This is a genomic window from Profundibacterium mesophilum KAUST100406-0324 (assembly GCF_009835145.1).
Lineage (GTDB): Bacteria > Pseudomonadota > Alphaproteobacteria > Rhodobacterales > Rhodobacteraceae > Profundibacterium > Profundibacterium mesophilum.
This window is the reverse complement of the sequence record NZ_APKE01000014.1, coordinates 151652-175180: the sequence shown is the minus strand read 5'-3', so window position 1 is coordinate 175180 and position 23529 is coordinate 151652. Positions and strand designations below refer to the sequence as shown.

Below are 23529 nucleotides of genomic sequence, written 5' to 3'. Positions count from 1 at the left end.
CCGGGCTAGCATTCAGCGGATCAGCTACCCCGTCAGGCGCGTGGGTGCAAGAATTGCACTCAGGTGAAGAGCATCCAGAGCGCCATGGCCACCATCATCACGTTCTCGGTCAGCGACACGAACCCCAGCGGCACCCGGGAGCTGCCGCCCACGCAGGCGCATTTCAGTTCGCGCTTGTCGATATAGACGGCCTTGAACACCGAGACCGCGCCGATCGTGCCGATGAAGAGGGCGACCGGGATGGCGATCCACAGGAGGGTGCCCGCGATCATCAGAAGCCCCGCGCCGGTCTCCGCATAGGGATAGACATATCCGTAGCGGGGCTCGCGCTGCGCCAGCAGGTCGTAATTGAGGAACATGGTCGAGAAGCTCTCGACATCCTGCAGCTTCTGAATGCCCAGCATGACCATGGCGATGGCGATGAACCACTCGATCACGGGAATGATCGCGATCGCACCGAGAGCCGCCCAGCTGAAGGCCAGCGCCATGGCGAAGGCGGTGCCGAAGATCGCGATCACCGGCTTGTAGCTGGTGGCGCCCTCCTCGGGCAGGGGGTTGCCGAAATGGGCGCGCAGCTCTGAATACCCGCCGATACGCTCGCGCCCGATAAAGGCCTGCGGCGTGGTCTCGACCCCGTGCTCGCGCTTGAACGCCTCGGTTTGCTCCCTGGTGGTCAGGGGGTGATCCTCGACATCGAAGCCTTTGCGCTCCAGCAGGGCTTTCGATTTCAGCCCGTAGGGGCAAAGGTGCTTGTCCATGACCATGCGGTAGAGCGTGGCCTTCCGTCCGGCGGGCTGACCTTGCGGTTCGGTCTCGATCGTATCTTTCATGGTGACTTCCCTCTGCTGCGTGACGTCGCAAGCGGCGGCTCCTTGCTCGTGCCGCATTCCGCCCGGCCGGCGGCAGACGCCCTGAAGATCATGGCAGCGCAACGCGCTTCCAGCGGGTGAGGGTTCCCCGAACGCAAGGGACCGCGACGCCTGCGCATCGCGGTCCCTCGAAATTCTTGTCAGCCGTTATCCTGCCGCATCCACGAGACGGGCCGGATGCCTGATCGATCAGGCGGCCTGCTTCTGGTTCAGCGCCGACTGCACCTTCTCGACGATCGCACCGAACGCCTCGGGCTCATGCACGGCGAGATCGGCGAGCACCTTGCGGTCCACCTCGATCCCGGCCAGCGCCAGACCGTTGATGAAGCGGCTGTAGGTCAGCGCCTCGTCATGGCTGCGCACGGCCGCGTTGATCCGCTGGATCCACAGCGCGCGGAAGTTGCGCTTGCGGTTCTTGCGGTCGCGGGTCGCGTATTGGTTCGCCTTGTCCACCGCCTGCGTGGCTGTGCGGAAGGTGTTCTTGCGGCGGCCGTAATAGCCTTTCGCCGCCTTGATGACCTTCTTGTGACGGGCGTGGGTGACGGTTCCACCTTTGACTCTTGCCATGGGTCGGTCTCCTTAACGGGCGTAGGGCATGTAGGATTTCGCGAGCTTCTGGTCCGGTTCGGACAGGACGCGGGTGCCGCGTGCGTCACGAATGAACTTGGTGCTGCGCTTGATCATGCCATGCCGCTTGCCGGCATAGCCGCCGATGACCTTGCCGGTCGCCGTCACCTTGAAGCGCTTCTTGGCGCTCGATTTCGTCTTCATCTTGGGCATTTCCGTCTCCTCTGATCCGGGCGGTTCGAGACACGACTCGGCATGCCACTCGGGCCGGTCGTGCCATAGGAAACCGCCGTATAGGAGGCGCATCGCCCGCAGGCAAGGGCAAAACGTCAGTTCACGATCATCGCGACGACCCTGAGAAAGGCGTCGGGAAGATCGCCGATGCCATAGCCCTCGGGTGCCCGGCGCACCGCGTCGTAGACAAGCAGCGCGGCGAGCACGAGCAGCAGCGCGGCCAGCCGCGGCGGCCGGCTGTCGGAAAAGGCCGACAGGAAGGACGGAATCGCGAGGAGCGCCATCGCGGCTCCGCTCACCAATGCGACATCTGGCTCCATGACGTCCCTTACTCCTTCGGCCCTGCAGGGGCCAAGGCTACTCGGGTTCGGTTTTGAAGATCAATCTCTCCTCGCAGGGCGCGACACGAAGAATGTTCGTGGTTCCCGGCTGGTTGAAGGGCACGCCCGCGGTCACGACGATGTTGTCCTCGGGCTGGGCGAAGCCCTCCGCGATCGCGGCGCGCACCGCGTTGACCACGGCCGACTTGAAGCGGTCCACCTCCTCGGTGATGGCGCAGTGCAAACCCCAGCTCAGGCACAGCCGGCGGGCCGTCGCCTCGACGGCCGTCATCGCGATGATCGGCACATGCGGCCGCTCGCGCGCCACCAGAAGCGCCGTCGTGCCCGATTGCGAGTAACAGCAGATCGCGGTGATGGGCGTCGTCTCGGCGATCTCCCGCGCGGCCGAGACGATCGCGTCGGCGATGGTCTTCTTGTCACCGCCGCGGCTTGCATCGATGATGTTGTAGTAGGTCGCGTCGCTCTCGACCTCGAGCGCGACGTTGTTCATCGTGGTCACCGCCTCGATCGGATAGGAGCCGGCGGCGCTTTCGGCCGAGAGCATGACCGCATCGGCCCCCTCGTAGATCGCGGTGGCCACGTCCGAGACCTCGGCGCGGGTCGGCATCGGCGATTCGATCATCGATTCAAGCATCTGCGTGGCGACGATCACCGGCTTGGCGGCGGCGCGGCACTTGCGCACGAGGCGCTTCTGGATCGGCGGCACGTTCTGCACCGGCAGCTCGACCCCCAGGTCGCCGCGCGCCACCATGATCCCGTCGCTCACCTCGAGGATCTCCTCGAAACTCTTGACCGCCGCGGGCTTCTCGATCTTGGAAAGGATCGCCGCACGGCCCTTGGCCAGGGCCCGGGCCTCCGCCACGTCGGCGGCGCGCTGCACGAAGCTGAGGGCGAGCCAGTCGACGCCGAGGCCGCAGACGAATTCGAGATCCTTGCGATCCTTCTCGGAGAGCGCCGCGAGGGGCAGCACCACGTCCGGCACGTTGACCCCCTTGCGATTCGAAATCGTCCCGCCGACGAGCACCTCGCAATCGGCGTGATCCTTGCCGCAGGATTTCACCCGAAGCTTGATCTTGCCGTCATTGACCAGCAGGTGCGCGCCGGGCTCGAGCGCCTCGAAGATCTCGCGATGCGGCAGGCGCACGCGGGACGAATCGCCCTCCGCCTCGTCCAGATCGAGCCTGAAGGACTGCCCCTCGGTCAGCTCTTCCTCGCCATTGGCGAAGGTGCCGACGCGCAGCTTGGGTCCCTGCAGGTCGGCAAGGATGGCGATGGGCCGGCCGGTATCCCTCTCGATCTGGCGGATGATCTTGTGACGCTCGCCGATCTCGGCGTGATCACCATGGCTCATGTTGAGCCTGAAGACATCCGCGCCTGCCTCGAAAAGCGCGCGGATCATGTCGTAGTCATTGGAGGCCGGACCCAGGGTCGCGACGATCTTTACATTGCGAAGGCGTCTCATGGGACCTCATCCGTTTGGGGCGGAGCATCATATGTTAGCGCATGACAATATACGCTTGGCTGGGGTTATGGCTTAAAACCCCCAGCCTGACAACTGGCGCTCCGGGCCATCATTGCCTATTCATGTCACGTTCTTGAACAGGTGACACCCCCATGAGCTATCAGCCCTTTTTCATCGAAGGCGCAGACCGTCCCTCGCAATGGCTGGTGACGTGCGACCATGCCGCGAACACGGTCCCGCAAGCGGTCAACGGCGGCACGCTCGGCCTCGAGGAGGCCGACATGAACCGGCATATCGCCTATGACGTGGGCGCGGCCGGCCTCGCGGCCGAGTTGGCCCGGCGGCTCGACGCGCCCTTCATCCGCACCAACTTCTCGCGCCTCGTCATCGATCCGAACCGCGGCGAGGATGATCCCACGCTGCTGATGAAGCTCTATGACGGGACCATCGTGCCGGCCAACCGCCATGCCGGCGCGGAGGAGTTGGAGCGGCGCATGGAGCTGTGCCACAGGCCCTATCACGCGGCGCTCGAGGAACTCGCGGCGCGGCGCGATGACAGGGCCATCCTCGCCATCCACAGCTTCACGCCGCAGCTCAGGGCCGGTCCCCCGCGCCCCTGGAAGGTGGCCGTGCTGTCCGGCCCCGACCGCCGGATCGCCGATCCGCTGGTGCGCGGCCTGGCCGATCTCGGCACGTTCGAGGTCGGGGATAACGAGCCCTATAGCGGCCATCTTCCGGGCGATTCGATCGACCGGCACGCGCTGGCCCACGGGCGCCTGAACATTCTCGTGGAGCTGCGCAACGACCTGATTGGCACCACGGCCGCGCAGCGCGACTGGGCCGACACCCTTGCCCCGATCCTTGACGCGGCGCTCGCCGAGGCCCAGCTGTAACGGGCCAGATGACAACTCCCGGAGAGGTTTCCATGGACGAGACGACACGCACCGAACTCGAGGCCGCCGCATTCCGCAGGCTGCGCGACCATCTCGCGGCGCGGGGCGACGTGCAGAACATCGACATGATGAATCTCGCCGGCTTCTGTCGCAACTGCCTGAGCCGCTGGTACCAGGAAGAGGCCAATGCGCGCGGCATCGAGATGAGCAAGGAAGAGGGGCGCGAGGCCTTCTACGGCATGCCCTATGACGACTGGCGCGCGCGCAACCAGACCGAGGCGAGTGCCGAGCAGAAGGCCAGCTTCGAGACCGAGTTCGCCCGCAACGTGGGATCGGAGGCGGAGCGCGGCTAGACCCGCCCCGCGACCGGGTCCGCCTGCCTGCGGGCTACGCCTCCCCCTAGCCCTTGGCCGCGCGCTCCTCGGCAGCGGCGGCCTCGCCCCCCTCCTCGTTTCGCTCCTCGCCCCGCCCCGACAGGAACGAGCCGATATTGTGCAGCGACGGGATATGGTCGCACAGGGTCTTGACCAGGACCAGAAGCGGCGTGGCCAGCAGCATGCCGACGATCGACCACAGCCACGCCCAGAATGTCACCGACAAGAAGACCATCACCGTGTTGAGCCGCAGGCTGCGCCCCACGAAATAGGGCGTGACGAACTGGCCCTCGATCGTGGTGAGGCTGAGATAGAGGCCACTGGCGATGAGGGCATGCTGCACCGTGTCGAAGCTGACGACACCGACGCCGAAGGACAGGGCGACGCCCATGATCGCGCCCAGATAGGGCACGAAGTTCAACAGGAAGGCGATCACCCCGAAAAGAAGCGGGCTGGGCATTCCGATGATCGTCATGGCAATGGCGATCCCGACACCCAGGCCGGCATTGATCACGGTGATCGTCAGAAGGTAGCGCGACAATTGCCGCTCGATGTCGCGGGCGATCCGGATGGCGCGGCGCTTGTCCTTGAACTTCGGTATGACATGCACGAGCTTCTCGTAGAACATGTCGCCCGAGACGAGCAGGAAGAAGAGCAATGTCAGGGTAAAGAGCACCTGCCCGACGATCTGAGGGGTTGCCCAGACGAGCGTGCTCGCGGCGCCCGGCTCCTTGACCACGACCTTCTCGGGCGGCTTGGGCCCCTCGATCGGTCGCCCGACCTCCGTCGCCTCCGTCGTGCTCTCGCCGCTGGTGATCTTTTCCACCTGCTCGGCGGCATTCATCATTCCGGCCGCCGCACCGCGCAGATCGCGCAGCTTGGTCTCGAATTCGCGGCTGATGCGCGGGGCATCGTCGACCCAGCGGCTGATCGGCGCCATCAGGCCAAGCCCGAGACCGCCCATGCCCACGAGGAGCGTGACCGTGATCAGGAAGGCGGAGATCGCGGAATTGACGCCAAGCCGCTCCATGCTGCGACGCAGGGGGCTGAACACGAGGGCCAGCAGCAAGGCGAGGAGAACCGGGAGAAGGAAAGCGCGCGCCGTTGCCAGCGCATCGATCGCGAGGATGAGGAAGACACCGATGATCGCCCAGCGGGGGATGCGTCTTGCGAGTGCGACATACGGATCGTCCGCGGTTTCCTTGTCAGCCACAGCGGCGATGCCTCCCTGTCAAAGCGATGCTCTTTGGTGGAGCGTGAACGCGCCCGGGCGCTGCCGGTTCCGCATGCCCGCGCGATCGCCCGTGTGCCCACTCCCCAAGGCGATGATCCCGGGCAGGAGCGGGGACGCGATGCGCTCAGACGCCGGCGCGCCGGCTTTCCTCGATGTAGATCTCGCGCAGCCTGCGGGCCACGGGACCCGGCGTGCCGGTGCCGACCTTCTCGCCGTCGATCTCGACCACGGGCATCACGAAGGCCGAGGCGGAGGTGATGAAGGCCTCCTCCGCCTGTTGCGCCTCGGCGATGGTGAAGGGGCGCTCCTCGACCTTCATCTGCGCCTCGCGCGCGAAACGCAAAACCGCGGCGCGGGTAATGCCATGCAGGATCTCGGTGCCGAGCTGGCGCGTCACGATCGCGCCGTCCTTGACGATATAGGCATTGTTGGACGTGCCTTCGGTGACATGACCGTCCTCGACCATCCACGCGTCGTCGCAACCGGCGGCCTTGGCCATCATCTTGCCCATCGAGGGATAGAGAAGCTGCACCGTCTTGATGTCACGCCGGCCCCAGCGCTGATCCTCGATCGAGATCACCTTCATCCCGCTGCGGGCCATCGGCGCGTCGGCGAGGCCGGGCTTGGCCTGGGTGAAGAGGACCATCGTCTGGACCGGATGCTCGGGATAGGCGAAGTCGCGATCGGCGGCGCCGCGCGTCACCTGCAGGTAGACGAGGCCGTCGCCGATCCCGTTGGCCCTGACAAGCTCGCGGTGGATCTCCAGAAGATCGTCCTCGGGAACGGGCATCTTCATGTCCAGCTCGCCCAGCGAGCGCGCCAGACGGCGGGCATGGCCCGGGAAATCGATGAGCTTGCCGCCCAGAACGCTCGTCACCTCGTAGACGCCGTCGGCGAAGAGGAAACCGCGATCGAAGACCGAGACCTTGGCCTCTTCCTCCGGCAGGTAGTCGCCATTGACATAGACTGTGCGGCTCATCGTGTCTCTCCTATCCCCAGAGCGCCCGGTCGGGCGGATGCACCCCGCCGCCGTCGTAGCGCAGCGGGTTCGGGCGGTCTTCGGCCAGAAGCAACGGTCCGTCAAGATCGACAAGTTGCGCGCCCTGCGCGGCCAGCACCGCCGGCGCCATTCCCAGCGAGCTGCCGACCATGCAGCCGACCATAACCATGAAGCCCGCCTCCCTGGCTTCGCCCGCAAGGGCCAGCGCCTCGGTCAGGCCGCCGGTCTTGTCGAGCTTGACGTTGATCATGTCGTAGCGGCCGGCGAGCCGCGGCAGAGAGGCGCGGTCATGGCAGCTTTCGTCGGCACAGACGGGCACCGGCCGTTCGATCTCGGCAAGCGCCTCGTCGCGGCCGGCAGGCAGGGGCTGTTCGACCAGCGCCACGCCGAGACGCTTGAGATGCGGCGCCAGCTCGGCATAGACCGCCGCGCTCCAACCCTCGTTGGCATCGACGATGATCCGCGCGTCCGGCGCGCCCTGCCGCACCGCCTCGAGCCGGGGCATGTCCGCCTCCGTGCCAAGCTTGATCTTGAGCAGGGGGCGGTGGGCGTGGCGCATGGCAGCCGCGCGCATCTGCTCGGGCGAGGCGAGCGACAGGGTGAACGCCGTCACGCAGGGCTTCGGCGCGGCGAGGCCGGCAAGCTGCCAGACCCGGCAGCCGGCGCGCCGCGCCGCGTGATCCCACATCGCGCAATCGACGGCGTTGCGCGCCGCCCCCGCCGGCATCGCCTCCTGCAGCGCCGCCCGATCGAGGCCGGAGGGCAGGGCACGGATCGCCGCGAGAACATCGGGGACCGCCTCGCCGTTGCGGGCATAGGGCACGCATTCCCCCCTGCCCGTCACGCCGCCGCCCCGCAGATGAGCGGTCACGACATGCGCCTGCATCTTGGAGCCGCGCGAAATGGTGAAGGTCTCCGCCAGGGCGAAGCGTTCCTCGGTCGCGGTCAGTTCCATCATCTGCGCTCCTTGCGAGGCGGTTGGGGGGGCGGTTGGCGGGCGATTGCGGGGGCATGGCGCGCGGCGCGCCCGGCGGACCGGCACGCGGCGCCCGGTCGATACCGGCCCATGGCTGCCATTGGCCCGCACGGGACGCAAGGCCCCGCGCGATTCTGCTTGCCCTGCTGGCCTCACGCACCGCTCCGCCTTCCCCGCTTGCAACGGGGCGGACAACATTATACCCACCAAGGCGAGCATATGGTAATAATATTGCGAGACACAGATGAGCTTCCGTATACAGCCGACGCCCCCCGCCCGCCCGAACCGTTGCCAGCTTTTCGGCCCCGGATCGCGTCCGGCGATCTTCGAGAAGATGGCCGGCAGCGCGGCAGACGTGATCAACCTCGACCTCGAGGACAGCGTCTCCCCCGATGACAAGCCGGAAGCCCGCAAGAACATCATCCAGGCGATCGGCGATATCGACTGGGGCAACAAGCATCTCTCCGTCCGGATAAACGGGCTCGACACGCCCTACTGGTATCGCGACGTGATCGACCTGATCGAGCAGGCCGGCGACCGGCTCGACCAGATCATGATCCCCAAGGTCGGTTGCGCCGCGGACATCTACGCGGTGGACGCGCTGGTGACGGCCGCCGAGGCGGCGCGCGGACGCGAGAAGCGCATCGCGCTCGAGGTCATCATCGAGACCGCCGCCGGCATCGCGCATGTCGAGGAGATCGCAGCCGCCTCCCCCCGCCTGCAGGCGATGAGCCTCGGGGCGGCCGATTTCGCCGCCTCCATGGGGATGCAGACGACCGGCATCGGCGGCACGCAGGAGAATTACTACATGCTGCACGAGGGCCGGAAGCACTGGTCCGACCCGTGGCACTGGGCGCAGACGGCGATCGTGGCCGCCTGCCGCACGCATGGGGTGCTCCCCGTTGACGGCCCCTTCGGCGACTTCTCCGACGACGAGGGCTTCCGCGCGCAGGCGCGCCGCTCCGCCACGCTCGGAATGGTCGGCAAATGGGCGATCCACCCCAAGCAGGTGGCGCTCAGCAACGAGGTCTTCACCCCGTCCGAGGAGGCGGTGCACGAGGCCCGTGCCATCCTCGAGGCGATGGAGCATGCAAAGCAATCGGGCCAGGGCGCGGCTGTCTACAAGGGCCGCCTCGTCGATCTGGCCTCGATCCGGCAGGCCGAGGTCATCGTCAAGCAGTCGGAAATGATCGCCGACTGAGCCGCATCGCCCGCCGCTCCGCAACCCTCGGCGCACAGAGCCAAGTTGCAAAGCGGCGGGCGAGAGGTCATATCCGGCAGCGGACAAGCTGGAGCGCCGAGATGACCAATTACCTCGAATTCGAACGCCCCCTCGCCGAGATCGAAGGCAAGGCCGAAGAGCTGCGGGCCATGGCGCGGCGCTCCGAGGGCATGGATGTCGAGAAGGAGGCCGCCGCGCTCGACCGCAAGGCCGCGGGGATGCTCGACGAGATCTACCGCACGCTGAACGCCTGGCAGAAGGCACAGGTGGCGCGCCATGCCGACCGGCCGCATTGCAAGGATTACATCGCGCGCCTCTTCACCGAGTTCACCCCGCTCGCCGGGGACCGCAACTTCGCGGATGACCATGCCGTGATGGGCGGGCTTGCGCGCCTGCAGGACCGGCCCGTGATGGTGATCGGACAGGAGAAGGGTCATGACACCAAGACCCGGATCGAGCGCAATTTCGGCATGGCCCGCCCCGAGGGCTACCGCAAGGCGATCCGGCTGATGGAGCTTGCCGACAGGTTCGGCCTGCCGGTGATCACCCTCGTCGACACGCCGGGTGCCTATCCGGGCAAGGGCGCCGAGGAGCGCGGCCAGTCCGAGGCGATCGCCCGCGCGACGCAGAAATGCCTGCGCATCGGCGTGCCGCTCGTTTCGGTCATCATCGGCGAGGGCGGCTCTGGCGGCGCCGTGGCCTTTGCCACCGCGAACAGGATCGCGATGCTGGAGCATTCGATCTATTCGGTGATCTCGCCAGAGGGCTGCGCCTCGATCCTGTGGAAGGATGCCGAGAAGATGCGCGAGGCGGCGGCCGCGCTGCGCCTGACCGCGCAGGACCTGCACAAGCTCGGCGCCATCGACCGGATCGTGGCCGAGCCCAAGGGCGGTGCGCATCGCGACAGTCTCGCCGCGATCGATGCCGTGGGCAAAGCGATCGGGGCGATGCTGGGCGAGCTCGACGGCCAGGAGCCGGACGCGCTGCGCCGTGCCAGGCGCGAGAAATTCGTCAAGATGGGCAGCAAGGGCCTTGCCGCCTGAACCCGAGGGCGCCCGCATCCGCTCCGCATTTCCCCCGGCCTGAAACGCGCCCGCGCGCCGGGGACGCCTGCCTGGCGTTTCAGGGCGCCGGCGGCAGGCGCGTGAACCCGGCCTCGGCCATCAGCCGGTCCGAATGGCTTTCGATATCGTGCGACAGGCGGCGGGCGAAGCTGTCCTTGTCGAGCCCGGGCGGGATCACCGGCAGGAACTCGACCACGGCCAGGCCCTTGCGTCGCATCACGCCCTGGCGCGGCCAGAACAGGCCGACATTCACCGCAACGGGCACGCAGGGCTGCGCAAGGGTGCGGTAGAGGATCGTCGTCCCCGACTTGAACGGCGCGCTCACGCCGGGAGCGAGGCGCGTGCCTTGCGGATAGATGATGAGCTGCCCCACCTCGAGGCTGCCGGCGGCCACGTCCCTGAGCATCTGCGAGATCGCCCGCGCCCGCTTGCCGCGATCCACCGGAATGCAGCCCATCCGAAGCGCGAACCAGCCCAGGACGGGCGCATATCTGAGCTCCTTCTTCATGATGAAGCGCGGGCGCGGCAGGACGGAGACGATCATGATGATGTCGAAGAAGCTCTGATGCTTGGCGGCGACGATGACCTTGCCCGTGGGGGGCGTTCCGCGGATCTCGGATCGCAGGCCGACCATCCATGACGCGGTCCAGCGCACGTAACGGCAATAGGTGTGGACGGCCGCGAAGGCGCCCTGCCGGGAGACGAGCGCATAGGGCAGGAAGACGAGCGCCATCAGCGGCATCATCACGTACATCTGGGTATTGAAGAGAAGCGAGCGCAGCCATTGCACGGCGTTGGCCATCAGGTGATCTCCTTGAGCGCGCGCAAGGCGGCATGACGGGTGGCCCAGAAGGCGATGATGCCGGCAAGGGGCGGTATCGCCAGCGGCGCGAACCAGCCGGCCCCCTCGAAGCCCAGCCCCGTGAGAAAGCTGCCGGCCGCATCGGCGCGCGGCAGCAGGGCGATGGCCACCATCGCGATCACCGTTCCGATGGCGGCACCGGCGAAGGCGCGCAGGGTGAAGCGGCGCACGAAGGCGCGGGCGATGGTCATGTCACGCGCCCCCACGAGGCGCAGCACGGCCAGAACCTGGGCATTGGCGGTGAGCGACACGCTGGCGGCGAGCGCGACGAGCGCGGCCATGGTCCCCGCGATGAGCCCGATGGCGGCGAAGCCGAAGAGGTTGAGGCTTTCGGCGGCCCGAACCAGTGGCCTGCGCCAGCGGGCGTGATCGTCGAGCATGGCCCCCGGCGCCTCGGCACGCAGCCGCATCCGCAGCCCTTCGGCATCGTATCCGCCCGGCGCCTCGCCCACCTCCACGAGACGGGGGATCGGCAGGCTCTCGATCGGCAGGTCCGGCCCGAACCACGGGGCCAGGAGGGCCTGCTGCTCGGCATCGCCAAGCGCCCGCGCCGAGGCCACGCCGGGCGTCGTGCGCAGGATGCGAAGCACCGCCTCGGTCTGCAGGTCGCGCTGCGCGAGCGGAGCGGATATGCGGATCGTGGCGCTTTGCCCGAGCGCGCTGCCCCAGCGTTCGGCGAGCCTGTGGGTCGCGAGGGAAAGGGCCAGCGCGAAGACCGCGAGAAAGGCCATCGCCGCGCTGGTGAAGAGGGTCAGCCTCGCGGTGAAGCCCGAGGGCGGCACCACCCGGTCGGCGCGCGGATCGCCGCGCACGAGGGCGACGGCGCCGGTGACGAAAGCCGGCAGCCTCACAGGTCCGCCCCCGCCATCTCGACCCGGCCGCCCCTGATGCGCACCACCCGCGCGGCGAGCTGCGCCTTGGCCTGTCGGATCAGGTTAAGATCATGCGTCGCGATCAGGATCGCCTTGCCCATCCGGTTCAGCTCGACCAGCAGCGTCAGCAGCCGCAGCGACATCTCCCAGTCGAGATTGCCGGTGGGCTCGTCCGCGAGGATGACATCGGGCGACATGATGAGGGCCCGCGCCAGCGCCGCGCGCTGCCGCTCGCCGCCCGACAGCTCGGGCGGCAACGCGTCGCTGCGCCCGCGCAGCCCCACCCAGTGAAGCAGCTGATCCAGCTCCTCGCCGTATTCCTCCACCGGCAGGCCCGCCGCCGCCAGCGGCAATGTCACGTTCTCGGAGAGCGGGAGGTGGTCGATGAACCTGCAATCCTGGTGCACCACGCCCACGCGGCGGCGCAGCTTGGCGATCCCGTCGCGTCCGAGCCGCGCCGAAGCGCGCCCGAAGACCGTCACCTCGCCCCGGCTGGGCGCGAGTTCGAGATAGCACAGCTTGAGCAGCGTCGTCTTTCCCGCCCCCGAGGGACCGGTCAGGAAATGGAACGAGCCTGCGGACAGGTCGAGATCGACCCCTTCGAGCAAGGTGTCGGACCCGTAGCTGTAGCTGACATTCTTCAGTTCGATCAACGCCACTCTCCCGCGGGGGCCGACACGCCCGAACGCGCGACCGTTTTGCCTCATGTCGGCGGGTCTTTCAACGCGGCACGCCTGCTAAGGCTTTGATTGTCGCGAGCGCCTTGATACTGCTGACACAAACCGGGAATGACGCGGTCCACCACTGGTCTGGACGAGAGAGGTGCGCAATGAGGCTGATCTGTCCGAATTGCACGGCCCAATACGAGGTCGACAGCGCGATGATCCCCGACGAGGGGCGCGATGTGCAATGCTCGCACTGCGCGCATACCTGGTTCCAGCCCGGCCCGAACATGCCGCTGGGCGATGACGCGCCCTGGGACGAGGATGACGCGTTCGGCGGCGCGCAGGACGGCGCCGATGTGGCCGGCCCGGCCCGCCGCACCGCCCCGCTGCGCCGCGAAATGGACGAGGAGACCCGCCGCATCCTGCGCGAGGAGGCCGAACGCGAGGCGGAGGCGCGCCGCCGCGCGGCGGAAGGCGCCGTCCCGCGGGAGGACGGGGCCCCGGAGGACGGGGCGCGGGGCGCGCGCGGCGAAGCGCCGTGGCCGGACGAGACGGAGACGGATGCCGGGGAACACGGTGCCGGGCCGGTAGAGCCCTGGGGCGTGGAAACGCGACCAGACATGGGGCCAGAAACGGGACCGGAGATGGGGACGGAGCCGCATGCCTCCCCCGATCACGCGCGCCCTGGGGCCGAGCCCGTGACGGATCTCGAACCTGAAACGGGCACGGGCACCGGGCCGGACCGCGACACGGATCACGATCCAGAACACGGTACGGGGCACGATACGGGGCACGATACGGGCTGGGACGACGAGACGGATATCGGGACAGGCGGGAGGCGGGCCGCCGGGATGCCCGCCCCGCCAAACCTTGGTGGTGCGACCGAGGCGCCGCGTGTCGCGCATATTCCCCCCGAGCGGGAATTCGACGACGAAAAGGGCAACGATGCCGCTGGTGGAATGTCCGGGACCGGCCGCGCGCCGCGCGGGGAGGAGGATCCCGACCCTACGCCGCGCCCCGATACGGATGGCACGCCGCCCCGGAGAGCCGACATGCCGGAAGGCGCGGCGGGGAACGATTTCGCGCAGGACGGGCCCGGAATGGCCCCGCCCCTCCGGGCGGATCCGCGCGCCGAGGCGCCGCCCGAGGGCGAAGCGCCGAAGCGCGGCGCCGCCGTCTTTCCGGCAGCCCCCCCGATCGACCCGGTCGCCGCGGGTTCGCGGCGCGACCTGCTGCCCGATATCGAGGAGATCAACTCCACGCTCGCCGCGGCCCCGCAGCGCAACCTGCCGCCGCCGGGCACCGCGCAAACCCGTGACGAAAGCCCGCGCGGCTTCAGGCTCGGCTTCTCCTTGATGCTGTTCCTGGCGGCGGCGCTGATCCTTCTTTACGTCTTCGCCCCGCCCCTGGCGCGCGCCCTGCCGGCAATCGAGCCGGTGCTCGCGGCCTACGTGGATCAGGTCAACGTCTTCCGCCTGACACTCGACGGGTGGCTCGAGGATGCGGCGGCCGGGCTGAGCGCGCAGGAAGGCTGATCCCGGCTGTCTTTGGCGCCGGTCCTCCGGCCGGGCCGTCATCCGCCCCGCCATCCTGCCCCGCATCGCTCACCCCCGAAGCTGGGCCCTCGGCGCTAGAGGCCGAAGCTGCCATAGGGCACGAAGCGCACCGGGTCTCCCGGCGCGACGGTGCCGGCGGGCTCCGCAAGCTCCACGAAACCACCGGCCCAGCCGAGCCCGCTGATCCGTCCGGACCCTTCCGAGGCGAAGACCTCCGCATGCCCCTCACCGGTGAGCCGCGCGCGCAGGAATTCGCGCCGGCCGGCCTTCTTCGTCTTTTCGAACGCGGCCGGAACGGTGAACCCCGCCGGCACGCTCCAGTTGCCGCCCGCGAGCTGCGCCAGGGCAGGCCTCGCGAAGACCAGCGTGCAGGTAAAGGCCGCGACCGGGTTCCCGGGCAGCCCGAAGACCGGCATTCCGCGCCACATCGCAAGGGCCAGCGGACGCCCCGGCTTGACCGCGATCCGCCAGGCGGTCAGATGCGCCTCGGCGCGCAGGATGGCGGAGACGTGATCTTCGTCCCCCGCCGAGGCGCCGCCGGAGCTCAGCAGCACGTCGCAGCGCGCCCGCGCCGCGTCGAAGGCATCGCGCAGGGCATCGCGGCGATCCGGCACATGGCCAAGATCGACGGGGACGTAGCCCCAGCGCGCCAGGATCGCCAGGAGCATCGGCCGGTTCGCATCATAGGTGCGCGCGGGATCGGTGGTCTCGCCCGGCGCGGCCAGCTCGTCCCCCGTCGAGAGCACGCCGACCCGCAACCTGCGGCGCACGGTCAGCCGGGCCGTCCCGGTGGCCGCCAGAAGCGCGATATCCTCCGGACGCACTAGCCGTCCGGCGCCGAGTGCGGGCGCGCCGATCTCGATATCCTCGCCGGCGCGGCGCGTGTTGGCGCCGCGCTGGGGCAGCCCGTCGAAGACCACCCGGCCGTCCTCCACCCACACGTCCTCCTCCAGAAGGACGGTGTCCATTCCCTCAGGCAGCACCGCACCCGTCAGAACGCGCAGCGCCGCGCCCCGCTCGAGGCGGCGGCCATAGGGGGCGCCGGCCGCCGCGCGTCCCTCTGCCAAAGGCAGCGATTGCGGGCCGACCATCCCGTCATGCCAGGCGAACCCGTAGCCATCCACGGCGGAATTGGCTGCCGGCGGATTGCTCCGACGCGCGGCGACGGGACCGGCCAGCACCCGGCCATCGGCGGCGTCGAGGGCGACCTCCTCCTCCCCGGTCACGGGGGCGAGACGCGCGCGCAGCAGCGCCAGCGTCTCCTCGACGGGCATCCAGTGCACCCCCGCCGGCAACGCGAAGCAATCGTCGCGCAGCGGCGGAACGGCAGGACCGGTATCGTCGTATTCGCTCACAGATCGAGCTCCCCGGCGATGAAATCGGCGATGGCGGCGGTATCGTCGAGATCGAAACGCGGCCTGCCGGCGGTATCAAGCGGCGTGTCGGAGGCGACGGCGCGGATGGTCGGATCCTCCGGCGCGATCAGGGGGTTGGCGGTCTGGGCGCGCCAAGCCTCGATCTTGGGATGGCGGTCCCGCTTCCAGCCTTCGATCAGAACCAGATCGGCGGGCGCCATCATCGAGAGCAACGCGTCGAGACCGGGCTCCGCCTCGCCGCGCAGCTCGGTCATCAGCGCCCAGCGATTGGCCGAGCCCAGCATCACCTGATGCGCGCCGGCCTCGCGGTGACGATGGCTGTCGCGGCCGGGGTGATCGACGTCGAAGCTGTGATGGGCGTGCTTGAGCGTCGAGACGCGCAGCCCCCTGGCCGTGAACTCGGCAACCAGACGCTCCATCAGCCCCGTCTTGCCGGCATTCTTCCAGCCCGTGACGCCGTAGACCTTCATGGCGCGTCCAGGAAAGAATGGGCCCGCGCCAGATCGTCTGGCGTGTTCACGTTGAAGAAGGGATCGAAGCGTTCCACGGGAAACACCGCCTCCACCGCGCCGTGCCGTCCGGTCCAGATCACCACCTTGCGTGTGCCCGCGGCGATGGCTAAACGCAGATCCTCACGCAGGGCGACGGGCCAGAGGCCGAAGACGGGGTGGCGCACCTGCCGCGTGCCCTCCATCGTGGCGGCAAGCGCGATCGGCGCTCCCGCCCGCTCGGCCGCCAGTTGCAGCATCGGAACGAGATCGCAGGGAAAGAAGGGCGTGTCCGCGGCCGCGGTCACGATGTGATCGGCCCCCTGTTCCGCCGCCCAGTCGAGACCGGCCAGCACGCCTGCGAGGGGGCCGGGATGATCGGCCACGCTGTCCGGCAGCACGTCAAGCCCGAGATCGTCGAAGCGGTCCGGATCGCCGTTGGCGTTGAGCGCCAGTCCCGCGACCTGCGGCTCCAGCCGGGCGATCACCCGCGTCAGGATCGGCACGCCGCCGAGCGGAAGCCGCCCCTTGTCGCCGCCCCCCATGCGCCGCGCCTGGCCGCCGGCGAGAATCACCCCCACCGGGGCCCTCATGCCGCGCCGCCCTTGCGCGCCGAACGGCGCGGCTCGTCCGCCACCGCGCCCGGATCGGCGTCGCGGATCAGCCGCGCATCGCCCGCGAGGCAGGTGAACCGGCGCCCGCGCATCCGTCCGATCAGCGTGAGGCCGACCTGCTGCGCGATCTCGACCCCCCAGGCGGTGAAGCCCGAGCGCGAGGCGAGCACGGGGATGCCCATAAGCGCCGTCTTGATCACCATCTCCGAGGTCAGGCGGCCGGTCGTGTAGAGGATCTTGTCCCCCGCAGCGACATTCTCGCTCAGCATCCAGCCGGCGATCTTGTCGACCGCGTTGTGCCGCCCGACATCCTCCATGTAGACCAGCGGACGATCCTCGCGGCACAGGACGGTGCCGTGGATCGCCCCCGCCTCGAGATAGAGGGAGGGGGTGGTGTTGATCTTCGCGGCGAGGGCATAAAGCCAGGAGCTGCGCACCTCGGCCTGCGGCAGGGTCAGCCCCTCGAGCCCTTCCATCATGTCGCCGAAGACGGTGCCGACCGCGCAGCCGCTGGTGCGGGTCTTCTTGCGCAGCTTCTCCTCGTAGCTGGTCTGCCCGTCGGTGCGCACCACGACCGTCTCGAGTTCCTCGTCGAAATCGACCCCCTGCACGGTCTCCCCGTCACGCAGCATCCCCTGATTGCGCAGGAAGCCCAGCGCCAGGTATTCGGGATAGTCTCCGATCGTCATGGCGGTGACGATCTCCTGGCCGTTGAGGAAGATCGTCAGGGGACGCTCCTCGACGACGCTGACCGGACCGGACTGCCCGCTCTGGTCGATACCCTCCACGCTGCGGGTCAGGCCGGGGCGGCCGGGGTCTGGGGCGACGATATAGTCACCCTGGTCATCACGATTTGTCATTTGATCCTGCGGAAGCATTAGGGCAAAGCCGGCTCGACAAGTGGCAATCTAGGATGTCTCGGTGACAGGCTCCACCATGAAATCGGAATGGGCGCGCGGCCTCGTGCAAGGAGCGCCCTTCGTGCTGGTCATCGCGCCCTTCGCCACGCTGTTCGGGGTGGTCGCGGCGGAGGCGGCGTTGTCGCTGGCGCAGATCATGGGTTTCTCGGCACTGGTGATCGCGGGCTCGGCGCAGTTCGCTGCGCTGTCGATGCTGGTCGAGAACGCGCCGCTCTGGGCGGTTCTGGCGACGGCACTGGCGATCAACCTGCGCATGGCGATGTATTCGGCAGCCCTCGTGCCGCATCTGGGCGCGGCACCGCTGTGGCAACGGGCGCTCGTCTCCTACATGAACTTCGATCAGACTTATGCCGCGAGCATCGCCGAATACGAGGCGCGCCCGCAGATGAGCACCGGGCAGAAGATCGGCTTCTATTTCGGCATCGCCACGCCGATCGTGCCGGCCTGGTACGGCTGCACCCTGCTCGGGGCGCTGCTCGGCGCACGCATTCCCGAAAGCTGGGCGCTCGATTTCGCCCTGCCGATCATGTTCATCGCCCTGCTCGGCCCGATGCTCAAGACCGCGGCCCATCTGCTGGCCGCGCTGGTCTCGGTCGTGGTCGCGCTGTCGCTCGCCTGGCTGCCGGCGGGACTGGGACTGTTGATCGCGGCGGGGGCCGCGATGGTGGCGGGGGCCGCCGCCGAAACGCTGATCGAGGGCGCCGGGCCGCGCCGCGCGGAAAAGGGAGGAGGGACATGAACCACAGTGCCGCCGAGATCTGGCTGGTGATCGCGCTGCTCGCGGTGGGAACATTCGCGATCCGGTTCTCTTTTCTCGGCCTGATCGGCGATCGCCCCATGCCGCCACTGGTGCTGCGCCTGCTGCGCTACACGCCGGTGGCCGTCCTGCCGGGGATGGTGGCGCCGATGGTCCTGTGGCCGAGCGCCACGGGCGGCAGCTTCGATCCGCCGCGCGCCGCGGCCGCGCTCGCTGCGCTCGGTGTGGGACTTCTGACGCGCAACATGCTCCTGGCCGCCCTCGCGGGGGCCGTCGCGCTCTATGGCGGGCTCTACCTGCTGTCCTGAAGCTGCGGCGGCGGCACCTTCGGGACGTTGCGCCGCTCCGCACGGATCAGCACACCGTGATTTGCATCGGCGTCGTCGTCGGTGATGACCTTTTGCGTCACCCCGTCGAGCGCGCCGAACCGCGCCATCGTCACCTTGGGAAACCAGCTGCTGCCGATCGCCTCGAAGCCGGGAAGCTGCCGCAGGATCGATGTCGTGCTGAGCGAGCAGGTCGACCGGCTCGCCGCGCCCTTGCCCATGGCGAGACGCAGCGCCTGCTCGGCGATCTCCGGCGCGACCTCGACCGTCTGCTCGACGATGCGGAACGTCTCGCGGGCGTGGTAATCCTCGTAGACCAGCTCGATCTGCGGGGTGAAGCCATAGAGCACGTCGCCGCGCTCCGGCGCGTCCGGATGATAGAACGAGCCCGCCGGATCCCACAGGACCCGCTGGCTGGCATTGATCAAAAGCCCGGTATGCGCCCCCGCCCCCGAACGGTTGTTGATCACCGTGTAGAGCGTCAGGCTGGACGGGCCGGACTGCGCATAGGCCGCCCGCTGCACCGGGGCCGTCCGCTCCGGCGGGCCGCCGGACGTGGCGGCGCATCCGCCGAGCAGGGCGGCCGCGGCGAGCGCGGCCATCAGGTTGCGCATGGCTCGTTGACCGCTCAGCCGTTGATCAGCGCGAGCGCGACGAGCGAGACGATGATCGCCACCGTGGTCCATTTCACCCAGGCGATGAAGCCGGCGAAGGTCTTTTCCTGGACCGAAATGTCCATCGTGCCGATGCGGTGCTTTTCCATATGCGGGTCTTCCCTCAACAAAACGGTATCCGGCTTATCCGATAAACGATCCCTCCCTCCCTGTCACGAGGCACGGGGTGGGGAAAAGCGCCGCAGGGGCGCGGGGGCGAGCGGAAAACCCGGCCTGCGTGGAACAAGGGCGCGCGTTTGCGCATTTTGACCCATGCTGCGCCGGCAGGCCCCGGCACGGCCCTGTCGTTTCACGAGGAGCCAGCTTCATGTCCCCCAATACATCCAATTCCAGACCGGCGAGCGCGGACGCCACGCCCGCGAATGCCGCCGAGGATCCGGTCGCGCGCATCGCGGCGCTGTTCGAGCGGACACGGGCCCGGTCGAGGACCCTCGCCGCCCCTCTCGCGCCCGAGGACATGATGATCCAGTCGATGGAGGATGCGAGCCCGCCCAACTGGCATCTCGCCCATACCACCTGGTTCTTCGAGGAATTCATCCTGAAGCCGCATGTGCCCGATTACGAAACCCCCGATGCGCGCTTCGCCTTCCTGTTCAATTCCTATTACGTGCAGGCCGGCCCCCGCCATGCCCGCAACAAGCGCGGCCTCGTCTCGCGCCCCGGAACCGAGGCCGTCATGGCCTATCGCGCGCATGTGGATGAGGCGATCGGCGCACTGATGTCATCCCGGCGCAACGATCTGGAGGAGATCGCGTGGCTGGTCGAGCTTGGCTGCCACCACGAGATGCAGCACCAGGAACTGCTCGTGACCGACCTGCTGCACGGGTTCTCCTACAACCCGCTCCTGCCCGTCTATTCCCCGCCCGAGCCGATGCCCGTCGCCGCCGAACAGCCCCTCGCCTATGCCGCGCATGAGGGCGGCCTCGTCGAGATCGGCCACGAGGGCGACGCCTTTGCCTATGATTGCGAAGGACCGCGCCACAAGGTCTATGTCGCGCCCTACGAGATCGCCGAGCGCCCGGTGAGCAATCGCGACTGGATCGCCTTCATCGAGGCGGGCGGTTACTCCGATCAGACGCTGTGGCTGATGGAAGGCTGGGCCGTCAGGCAACGCGAGGGCTGGGATGCGCCGCTCTACTGGTGGCAGCAGGAGGGCGAATGGTGGTGCTATACGCTGCGCGGCCCGCAGCCCGTGCATCTCGACGCGCCCGTGGTGCATGTCAGCTATTACGAAGCCGAGGCCTATGCCCGCTGGGCCGGGGCGCGGCTGCCGACGGAACAGGAATGGGAACTGGCGGCGCGCGATCACCCCATCGAGGGCAATTTCCTCGAGAGCGGCGCGCTGCGTCCCCTGCCCGGCGGCGGATTCTGGGGCGATGTGTGGGAATGGACGTCCAGCCCCTTCACCCCCTATCCCGGCTTTCGTCCGCCGGAAGGGGCGCTGGGCGAGTATAACGGCAAGTTCATGATCAACCAGATGGTGCTGCGTGGCGGCTCCTGCGCCACCCCGCGCGCGCAGATGCGCGAAAGCTACCGCACCTTCTTCTATCCCCATCAAAGATGGCAGATGCTGGGACTGCGTCTGGCGCGGGACGCCTGAACGGCAACGGCAGCCCCAGCGATCCGCGCCGCGAGGCGCGGGCGTTGCGGCGGTCACCCTGCCCGGCAAGGGCAAGCATGACGCGGCACAGGCAGATTTTCCATCAGGAGGGGGGCGCCGCTTCCAGGCGCGGCCCCATCGCACGGCCGCTCCCGGCGCAAAGGCCGCGGCCCGCAGGGCGGGACTTTCGATCTCGATCCGGGATCAGTGGTGAGCCGTGCAGGATTCGAACCTGCGACCCACTGATTAAAAGTCAGTTGCTCTACCAACTGAGCTAACGGCCCACGGGGGGCTAGCTAACTTTGGGCGGCAGGGGGGTCAAGCGGAAATTCGACACAAACCGGACTTGTCTTTCCAACCGCGTCCACCGGGTCTATATGCGCGCCCATGGAACAGCGTGACAATACGACCGGGCCGACCTTCATGAAGATGCACGGGCTCGGCAACGACTTCGTCGTCTTCGACCGCCGCCAGCAATCGGTGGAGATCACGCCGGCCCTGGCGCGGGCCCTGGCCGACCGCCAGCGCGGCGTCGGCTTCGACCAGCTCGCCGCGATCGACAGCGACGCGGAGGCGGATGCGCGCCTGACCTTCTGGAACGCCGATGGCACGCTCTCGGCGGCCTGCGGCAATGCCACGCGGTGCATCGCACGCTACATGATGGGCGCGGGCGGGGGGCGGTCGCTATCGCTGCGCACCGATCACGGGCTTCTGGAGGCGCATGACGCGGGCGGCGGGCTGACCTCGGTGAACATGGGGCCGCCAAGGACCGACTGGGCCGATATTCCCCTCGCGCGGGAGACGGACACGCTGCACCTTCCGATCGAGGGCGATCCGGTCGCCACGGGGATGGGCAATCCGCATTGCACCTTCTTCGTCGAGGATGCCGGCGCGGTCGACCTGGCGAAGTTCGGCCCCCGCATCGAGCATCACGCGCTCTTTCCCGAACGCACCAACGTGCAGGTGGCACAGGTGATCGGGGAGAACCACCTGCGGATGCGCGTCTGGGAACGCGGCACCGGGATCACGCTGGCCTCCGGCTCCTCCTCCTGCGCCACCGCGGTGGCGGCCTTCCGGCGCGGATTGACCGGGCGTCACGTGATCATCGACCTCGACGGGGGCCGGATCGAGATCGACTGGCGCGAGGACGGCGTCTGGATGACCGGGCCGACGATGCATGTCTTTACCGCGCGGTTCGGCCGCGACTTCCTCGGGGACCTGTGATGGCACCTTCCGCTCCCGTCTTCTCGAACCATGGCTGCCGCCTCAACGCGTACGAGAGCGAGGCGATGAAGGAGCTCGCGCAGGGAGCGGGACTCGAGAACGCCGTCATCGTCAACACCTGCGCCGTCACCTCGGAGGCGGTCCGCAAGGCGCGCCAGGACATTCGCCGCCTGCGCCGCAGCCATCCCGACGCGCAGATCATCGTCACCGGCTGCGCGGCGCAGACCGATCCGGGCAGTTTCGCGCAGATGCCCGAGGTGGACCGCGTGATCGGCAATACCGAGAAGATGCAGCCCGCCACATGGGCCGCCATGGCGCCCGATTTCACCGGCGAGACGGAACGCGTGCAGGTCGATGACATCATGTCGGTGCGCGAGACCGCCGGTCACCTGATCGACGGCTTCGGCACCCGCTCGCGCGCCTACGTGCAGGTGCAGAACGGCTGCGATCACCGCTGCACCTTCTGCATCATCCCCTACGGGCGCGGCAACTCGCGCTCGGTTCCGGCCGGCGTGGTGGTCGATCAGGTCAGGCGGCTGGTCGATCGCGGCTACAATGAAGTGGTCCTCACCGGGGTGGACCTGACCTCATGGGGCGGCGATCTGCCCGGTCAGCCCCGGCTCGGCGACCTGGTGATGCGACTCCTGCGTCTCGTGCCCGATCTGCCGCGCCTGCGGATCTCCTCGATCGACAGCATCGAGGCGGATGAGAACCTGATGCTGGCCATCGCGACCGAGCCGCGCCTGATGCCGCATCTGCACCTGAGTTTGCAGCACGGCGCCGACTTGATCCTCAAACGCATGAAGCGGCGCCATCTGCGCGATGACGCGATCGCCTTTTGCGAGGAGGCGCGGCGGCTGCGCCCCGAAATGACCTTCGGCGCCGACATCATCGCGGGCTTTCCCACGGAGACGGAGGCGCATTTCGCCGATTCGCTGAAACTTGTGGCGGAATGCGGGCTGACATGGCTGCATGTGTTTCCCTACTCGCCCCGGCCCGGAACCCCGGCCGCGCGCATGCCCGGTGTCGCCGGCAGCGTGATCAAGGACCGGGCCGCGCGGCTGCGTGATGCCGGCGCCGCGCGCGTGGCCGCCCATCTCGAGGCGCAGCGCGGCAAGGAACATGTGATCTTGATGGAATCGCCCCTGATGGGCCGAACCGAGCAATTTGCCGAAGTGATCCTCGATGCGCCGCGCGAGGAGGGCACGCTGAACCACGTGCGGGTGCATGGTCACGAGGGCGGCAAGCTCCGCGCCGCCTGACCGGCCCCCGCCCCCAAGGGTCGCCGCGAGACTGGACAGCGGCCATCCCGCCATTCCCCCCCTCGCGGCGGGCCCTTCAGGGCGCCGGGCGCGTGAC

27 protein-coding genes and 1 tRNA gene are annotated in these 23529 nt (G+C 68.4%); 10 read left to right on the top strand and 18 right to left on the bottom strand.

Going from position 1 to position 23529, the window contains the following annotated elements; all coding sequences use genetic code 11:
- Positions 1-59: 59 nt before the first annotated feature.
- From PMES_RS05850 to pyk, 5 genes are all read right to left on the bottom strand, one after another.
- Positions 60-830 (bottom strand): MauE/DoxX family redox-associated membrane protein, encoded by a 771-nt coding sequence (locus PMES_RS05850; RefSeq protein WP_236549712.1) that lies wholly within the window; start codon positions 828-830, stop codon positions 60-62.
- 228 nt (positions 831-1058) lie between these two features.
- Positions 1059-1436, bottom strand: coding sequence for a 50S ribosomal protein L20 (rplT, locus tag PMES_RS05845; RefSeq protein WP_159964581.1), 378 nt, complete (start codon positions 1434-1436; stop codon positions 1059-1061).
- A 12-nt stretch (positions 1437-1448) separates the two neighbouring features.
- Positions 1449-1649, bottom strand: a complete 201-nt coding sequence (gene rpmI, locus PMES_RS05840) for a 50S ribosomal protein L35 (protein ID WP_159964580.1) — start codon at positions 1647-1649, stop codon at positions 1449-1451.
- 116 nt (positions 1650-1765) lie between these two features.
- Positions 1766-1990 (bottom strand): hypothetical protein, encoded by a 225-nt coding sequence (locus PMES_RS05835; protein WP_159964579.1) that lies wholly within the window; start codon positions 1988-1990, stop codon positions 1766-1768.
- A gap of 37 nt (positions 1991-2027) precedes the next feature.
- Positions 2028-3473 carry a pyruvate kinase gene (gene pyk / locus PMES_RS05830; protein WP_159964578.1) on the bottom strand — a complete coding sequence of 482 codons (1446 nt, stop codon included), beginning with the start codon at positions 3471-3473 and terminating at the stop codon, positions 2028-2030.
- 152 nt (positions 3474-3625) lie between these two features.
- Here pyk and PMES_RS05825 point away from each other — a divergent pair, with 152 nt between their 5' ends.
- Both PMES_RS05825 and PMES_RS05820 read left to right on the top strand, forming a co-directional pair.
- Positions 3626-4366, top strand: a complete 741-nt coding sequence (locus PMES_RS05825) for an N-formylglutamate amidohydrolase (RefSeq protein ID WP_159964577.1) — start codon at positions 3626-3628, stop codon at positions 4364-4366.
- Positions 4367-4398: 32 nt separating this feature from the next.
- Positions 4399-4719: a DUF1244 domain-containing protein gene (locus tag PMES_RS05820; protein ID WP_159964576.1), complete on the top strand. Its 321-nt coding sequence runs from the start codon at positions 4399-4401 to the stop codon at positions 4717-4719.
- A gap of 46 nt (positions 4720-4765) precedes the next feature.
- On the opposite strand, the gene PMES_RS05815 is transcribed toward PMES_RS05820, so the two are convergent.
- From PMES_RS05815 to dgcA, 3 genes are all read right to left on the bottom strand, one after another.
- Entirely contained in the window at positions 4766-5953 is a 1188-nt protein-coding gene (locus PMES_RS05815) for an AI-2E family transporter (protein ID WP_236549711.1), read from the bottom strand.
- A 145-nt stretch (positions 5954-6098) separates the two neighbouring features.
- Positions 6099-6953, bottom strand: coding sequence for a D-amino-acid transaminase (locus PMES_RS05810; RefSeq protein WP_159964575.1), 855 nt, complete (start codon positions 6951-6953; stop codon positions 6099-6101).
- 10 nt (positions 6954-6963) lie between these two features.
- The gene (dgcA, locus tag PMES_RS05805) at positions 6964-7929 is read right to left on the bottom strand and encodes an N-acetyl-D-Glu racemase DgcA (protein WP_159964781.1); all 966 of its coding nucleotides are present in this window, start codon (positions 7927-7929) and stop codon (positions 6964-6966) included.
- 265 nt (positions 7930-8194) lie between these two features.
- Between dgcA and PMES_RS05800 the strand changes: the two genes are divergently transcribed.
- On the top strand, positions 8195-9151 hold the full coding sequence (locus PMES_RS05800) for an L-malyl-CoA/beta-methylmalyl-CoA lyase (protein WP_159964574.1): 957 nt from the start codon (positions 8195-8197) through the stop codon (positions 9149-9151).
- Between the two features lie 101 nt (positions 9152-9252).
- On the top strand, positions 9253-10215 hold the full coding sequence (locus PMES_RS05795; protein WP_159964573.1) for an acetyl-CoA carboxylase carboxyltransferase subunit alpha: 963 nt from the start codon (positions 9253-9255) through the stop codon (positions 10213-10215).
- Between the two features lie 79 nt (positions 10216-10294).
- Here the strand turns inward: PMES_RS05795 and PMES_RS05790 are convergent, their stop codons facing one another.
- Genes PMES_RS05790 through PMES_RS05780 form a run of 3 tightly spaced genes read right to left on the bottom strand, consistent with a single transcriptional unit; the run spans position 10295 to position 12623 of the window.
- On the bottom strand, positions 10295-11038 hold the full coding sequence (locus tag PMES_RS05790; protein WP_159964572.1) for a lysophospholipid acyltransferase family protein: 744 nt from the start codon (positions 11036-11038) through the stop codon (positions 10295-10297).
- Positions 11038-11943, bottom strand: coding sequence for a cell division protein FtsX (locus PMES_RS05785; RefSeq protein ID WP_159964780.1), 906 nt, complete (start codon positions 11941-11943; stop codon positions 11038-11040). Before PMES_RS05785 ends, PMES_RS05790 begins: the two co-directional genes overlap by 1 nt.
- Positions 11944-11945: 2 nt before the next feature.
- Positions 11946-12623: a cell division ATP-binding protein FtsE gene (locus tag PMES_RS05780; RefSeq protein WP_159964571.1), complete on the bottom strand. Its 678-nt coding sequence runs from the start codon at positions 12621-12623 to the stop codon at positions 11946-11948.
- A 176-nt stretch (positions 12624-12799) separates the two neighbouring features.
- On the opposite strand from PMES_RS05780, the gene PMES_RS05775 reads away from it, so the two are divergent.
- Positions 12800-14170, top strand: coding sequence for a zinc-ribbon domain-containing protein (locus tag PMES_RS05775; RefSeq protein ID WP_159964570.1), 1371 nt, complete (start codon positions 12800-12802; stop codon positions 14168-14170).
- Positions 14171-14265: 95 nt separating this feature from the next.
- On the opposite strand, the gene PMES_RS05770 is transcribed toward PMES_RS05775, so the two are convergent.
- Genes PMES_RS05770 through fdhD form a run of 4 tightly spaced genes read right to left on the bottom strand, consistent with a single transcriptional unit; the run spans position 14266 to position 17529 of the window.
- The gene (locus PMES_RS05770; RefSeq protein ID WP_236549710.1) at positions 14266-15546 is read right to left on the bottom strand and encodes a molybdopterin-binding protein; all 1281 of its coding nucleotides are present in this window, start codon (positions 15544-15546) and stop codon (positions 14266-14268) included.
- Positions 15543-16037, bottom strand: a complete 495-nt coding sequence (gene mobB / locus PMES_RS05765; RefSeq protein ID WP_159964569.1) for a molybdopterin-guanine dinucleotide biosynthesis protein B — start codon at positions 16035-16037, stop codon at positions 15543-15545. The genes PMES_RS05770 and mobB overlap by 4 nt, the downstream gene beginning before the upstream one ends.
- On the bottom strand, positions 16034-16648 hold the full coding sequence (mobA, locus tag PMES_RS05760) for a molybdenum cofactor guanylyltransferase MobA (protein ID WP_159964568.1): 615 nt from the start codon (positions 16646-16648) through the stop codon (positions 16034-16036). Before mobA ends, mobB begins: the two co-directional genes overlap by 4 nt.
- Positions 16645-17529: a formate dehydrogenase accessory sulfurtransferase FdhD gene (gene fdhD / locus PMES_RS05755; protein ID WP_159964567.1), complete on the bottom strand. Its 885-nt coding sequence runs from the start codon at positions 17527-17529 to the stop codon at positions 16645-16647. Before fdhD ends, mobA begins: the two co-directional genes overlap by 4 nt.
- A 61-nt stretch (positions 17530-17590) precedes the next feature.
- Between fdhD and PMES_RS05750 the strand changes: the two genes are divergently transcribed.
- Together PMES_RS05750 and PMES_RS05745 are read left to right on the top strand one after the other, a co-directional pair.
- Positions 17591-18328 (top strand): AzlC family ABC transporter permease, encoded by a 738-nt coding sequence (locus tag PMES_RS05750; protein ID WP_159964566.1) that lies wholly within the window; start codon positions 17591-17593, stop codon positions 18326-18328.
- Positions 18325-18654, top strand: coding sequence for an AzlD domain-containing protein (locus PMES_RS05745; protein WP_159964565.1), 330 nt, complete (start codon positions 18325-18327; stop codon positions 18652-18654). The genes PMES_RS05750 and PMES_RS05745 overlap by 4 nt, the downstream gene beginning before the upstream one ends.
- Here PMES_RS05745 and PMES_RS05740 read toward each other — a convergent pair.
- On the bottom strand, positions 18639-19286 hold the full coding sequence (locus PMES_RS05740) for a hypothetical protein (protein WP_201288961.1): 648 nt from the start codon (positions 19284-19286) through the stop codon (positions 18639-18641). The genes PMES_RS05745 and PMES_RS05740 overlap by 16 nt on opposite strands.
- Positions 19287-19300: 14 nt before the next feature.
- Complete coding sequence (locus tag PMES_RS05735; protein ID WP_159964564.1) at positions 19301-19435, bottom strand: aa3-type cytochrome c oxidase subunit IV; 135 nt, start codon at positions 19433-19435, stop codon at positions 19301-19303.
- A 218-nt stretch (positions 19436-19653) separates the two neighbouring features.
- Here PMES_RS05735 and egtB point away from each other — a divergent pair, with 218 nt between their 5' ends.
- Positions 19654-20946 carry an ergothioneine biosynthesis protein EgtB gene (gene egtB / locus PMES_RS05730; protein ID WP_159964563.1) on the top strand — a complete coding sequence of 431 codons (1293 nt, stop codon included), beginning with the start codon at positions 19654-19656 and terminating at the stop codon, positions 20944-20946.
- 208 nt (positions 20947-21154) lie between these two features.
- Here egtB and PMES_RS05725 read toward each other — a convergent pair.
- Positions 21155-21230 (bottom strand) — tRNA-Lys (locus PMES_RS05725).
- 103 nt (positions 21231-21333) lie between these two features.
- Between PMES_RS05725 and dapF the strand changes: the two genes are divergently transcribed.
- Positions 21334-22170 (top strand): diaminopimelate epimerase, encoded by an 837-nt coding sequence (gene dapF, locus PMES_RS05720; RefSeq protein WP_159964562.1) that lies wholly within the window; start codon positions 21334-21336, stop codon positions 22168-22170.
- Positions 22170-23432, top strand: coding sequence for a tRNA (N(6)-L-threonylcarbamoyladenosine(37)-C(2))-methylthiotransferase MtaB (gene mtaB, locus PMES_RS05715; RefSeq protein WP_159964561.1), 1263 nt, complete (start codon positions 22170-22172; stop codon positions 23430-23432). Before dapF ends, mtaB begins: the two co-directional genes overlap by 1 nt.
- Positions 23433-23529 lie beyond the last annotated feature (97 nt).

Coding starts and splice junctions, on each gene's coding strand:
- PMES_RS05745 (WP_159964565.1), top strand. CDS start 18,325: ATGAACCACAGTGCCGCCGAGATCTGGCTGGTGATCGCGCTGCTCGCG.
- PMES_RS05775 (WP_159964570.1), top strand. CDS start 12,800: ATGAGGCTGATCTGTCCGAATTGCACGGCCCAATACGAGGTCGACAGC.
- PMES_RS05800 (WP_159964574.1), top strand. CDS start 8,195: ATGAGCTTCCGTATACAGCCGACGCCCCCCGCCCGCCCGAACCGTTGC.
- mtaB (WP_159964561.1), top strand. CDS start 22,170: ATGGCACCTTCCGCTCCCGTCTTCTCGAACCATGGCTGCCGCCTCAAC.
- PMES_RS05790 (WP_159964572.1), bottom strand. CDS start 11,038: ATGGCCAACGCCGTGCAATGGCTGCGCTCGCTTCTCTTCAATACCCAG.
- PMES_RS05740 (WP_201288961.1), bottom strand. CDS start 19,286: ATGCGCAACCTGATGGCCGCGCTCGCCGCGGCCGCCCTGCTCGGCGGA.
- PMES_RS05820 (WP_159964576.1), top strand. CDS start 4,399: ATGGACGAGACGACACGCACCGAACTCGAGGCCGCCGCATTCCGCAGG.
- PMES_RS05850 (WP_236549712.1), bottom strand. CDS start 830: ATGAAAGATACGATCGAGACCGAACCGCAAGGTCAGCCCGCCGGACGG.
- PMES_RS05735 (WP_159964564.1), bottom strand. CDS start 19,435: ATGGAAAAGCACCGCATCGGCACGATGGACATTTCGGTCCAGGAAAAG.
- PMES_RS05825 (WP_159964577.1), top strand. CDS start 3,626: ATGAGCTATCAGCCCTTTTTCATCGAAGGCGCAGACCGTCCCTCGCAA.
- dgcA (WP_159964781.1), bottom strand. CDS start 7,929: ATGGAACTGACCGCGACCGAGGAACGCTTCGCCCTGGCGGAGACCTTC.
- PMES_RS05810 (WP_159964575.1), bottom strand. CDS start 6,953: ATGAGCCGCACAGTCTATGTCAATGGCGACTACCTGCCGGAGGAAGAG.
- fdhD (WP_159964567.1), bottom strand. CDS start 17,529: ATGACAAATCGTGATGACCAGGGTGACTATATCGTCGCCCCAGACCCC.
- dapF (WP_159964562.1), top strand. CDS start 21,334: ATGGAACAGCGTGACAATACGACCGGGCCGACCTTCATGAAGATGCAC.
- mobB (WP_159964569.1), bottom strand. CDS start 16,037: ATGAAGGTCTACGGCGTCACGGGCTGGAAGAATGCCGGCAAGACGGGG.
- PMES_RS05795 (WP_159964573.1), top strand. CDS start 9,253: ATGACCAATTACCTCGAATTCGAACGCCCCCTCGCCGAGATCGAAGGC.
- egtB (WP_159964563.1), top strand. CDS start 19,654: ATGTCCCCCAATACATCCAATTCCAGACCGGCGAGCGCGGACGCCACG.
- rpmI (WP_159964580.1), bottom strand. CDS start 1,649: ATGCCCAAGATGAAGACGAAATCGAGCGCCAAGAAGCGCTTCAAGGTG.
- rplT (WP_159964581.1), bottom strand. CDS start 1,436: ATGGCAAGAGTCAAAGGTGGAACCGTCACCCACGCCCGTCACAAGAAG.
- PMES_RS05835 (WP_159964579.1), bottom strand. CDS start 1,990: ATGGAGCCAGATGTCGCATTGGTGAGCGGAGCCGCGATGGCGCTCCTC.
- pyk (WP_159964578.1), bottom strand. CDS start 3,473: ATGAGACGCCTTCGCAATGTAAAGATCGTCGCGACCCTGGGTCCGGCC.
- mobA (WP_159964568.1), bottom strand. CDS start 16,648: ATGAGGGCCCCGGTGGGGGTGATTCTCGCCGGCGGCCAGGCGCGGCGC.